General features: G+C 67.2%; 2 protein-coding genes. One reads left to right on the plus strand and one right to left on the minus strand.

Annotated features, from left to right (window positions below):
• Positions 1-1,358 (minus strand): ComEC/Rec2 family competence protein (locus AC4FAH_RS04220; RefSeq protein WP_490245681.1); only part of this gene is annotated, 1,358 nt, incomplete at its 3' end.
• 201 nt (positions 1,359-1,559) lie between these two features.
• On the opposite strand from AC4FAH_RS04220, the gene AC4FAH_RS04225 reads away from it, so the two are divergent.
• On the plus strand, positions 1,560-2,098 hold a 539-nt coding region (locus AC4FAH_RS04225), incomplete at its 3' end, for a DUF2062 domain-containing protein (protein ID WP_490245682.1).

Raw genomic sequence — 2,098 nt, forward strand, 5'->3', positions numbered from 1 at the left:
CGCCACAGCGCCAGCGGGTCCAGCCCCAGCACCAGAATCAGCGCCAGCATCCAGACCTGCCAGACACCCAGGCCGCTGCGGCCACTCGCCATCCAAAGCCCGACCGTCACCATCAAGGCGGCGCGCAATGCCGGCGGCGCCAGGCCTGCCAGCAAGGCGAAACTCCAGGCCGCCAGACAGGCAAGCCACCAGGGCGCGACGCTGAATCGCCATCCGCCCGGTCGCCAGAGACGCAGCACGCCGAAACTCAGCCCCAGCACCAGGCTTGCCATCAATCCGACATGCAGCCCCGACACCACCGCCAGATGCGTCAGCCCGGTGGCATTCAGCGTGTCCCAGTCGTCATGGGTCAGTGCCGAGACCTTGCCCAGCGTCAATGCCGCCAGCCAGCGACAGGGCGAACCCGGCCAATCGACCAGTGCCTCGCCTCCACCTTTATCCTCGCCCTCGCCCTCGCCACAGCGCTGCCACAGAGCCTGCTCGGCATGAAGACGCAGTGCTGCCAGCCCGCCGGGTGGCGCCAAGCGCTGCGCAAGGGACAGTTGGCGCACGTAACCCGTGGCGACGATACCTTCACGCCATAGCCAGGCGACACGGTCAAACTCCGCGGGGCTCGCTGAGCGCCCGAAGGCAGGGTTGCTGACACCATGAGGCGGTACCAGACGCACGACCATGCGCCAACGCTCACCGGCCTGCCAGGGAGTCGCCAGCGCCTCGCGTGTCGCAACATCGCGGGGCAGCTTGCGCGGCCAGTAACGCCGAAGCTGGACCCGCTGATCCAGCAGCCGCTGACAGGCGGCCTGACGCCCGGCATCCGCGCCGGGGACCTCCGTCGGCTGGAAGAGATCACAGCGCGAGACACGCAGCACCAGGCGCACCGAGTCATCAGGCGTCGGCAGTGCGCGGTTGACCTGCTCGACCCGGCCTTCCAGCCACAGCTCCTGGCGCGTCAACGCCTCCGCCATCACGAGCGGCTGCTGATGAAGGCCGATCACCAGCCCGACCCCCAGCGCTGTCGAGAGCCGCAGACTCAAGGCCCCGAGCCGAAAGCGGCGTGACTCAGCGTCGGGAGCAGAGTGCGGGAAAGCACGAGAGGGATTGGCGGCCAAGACCCCTGCCACCATCAGCCAGCAGAGCAGCAAGGCGGCCAGCAGCAGGTTGTCGCTCAGCGTCATGAAGGCGGCCCAGCCATGCGCCCCACTCTCTTGCGCGCCGAGCCCTGCCGATGAGCGTGACTGCCAATCCGCGCCCCACTCGCCCTGGCGTGACAGCCAGATTCCCGCCACCAGTCCCGCCAGCAGCTGGGCCAGCGAGGCCGGTGACAGCCAGAATCGAGCGGGATGGGACGATTTATTCACGGTGGCGCCTGACATGTTGCTGGCCTCTTGCAAGGTCACCCATGGCGCAGCCCGTCAGGCATGGCGCGGGCTTTGCTGTACTCAGTGCCGAATCGAGACACGCGGGTTGCAGATCACGAACCGGACAACTGCGCAGTCAGCATGGCAGTCCTGTAGCCATGTATGGATAATGGCCGGCGTTGAATGCCAAATGGCCAAGTCATGCCTCGTCGTCTACTCAAGCGGCTCATGCCGGAACCGGATGCCCTCAAGCGCAAGAAGTCGCTGCGCTTCATGCATCACCTGATCGCCGATCCCGCACTGTGGGCGTTGTCGCGACGCACTGTGGCCAATGCCTGCATGGTGGGGCTGTTCTGTGCGCTGCTGCCGATTCCCTTCCAGATGGTGGTGGCCGCCTTCGGTGCCTGGGCACTGCGCTGCAACCTCGCGCTGTCGGTGGGTCTGGTGTGGGTGACCAACCCGCTGACCATGCCGGTGGTCTACTACGCGACCTACCGCGTGGGTGCCTGGATGCTGGACACGCCCGCACGCGTGATGCCGGACCAGGTCTCCGCGGCCTGGTTCGCCAACCAGCTGGAAGACATCCTGCCCGCTCTGGCGCTGGGTTCGCTGGTCAGCGCCGTCGTCCTCGCGCTGCTGGCCAACATGCTGGTCCGCCTCTTGTGGCGCTATCAGGTGGTGCGCAACTGGCGCAGCCGCCGCAAGGCGCGCCTGGCCGCCAGACGTTGCAGCAAGGAGCA

The sequence above is a fragment of the Cobetia sp. genome, assembly GCF_983723665.1.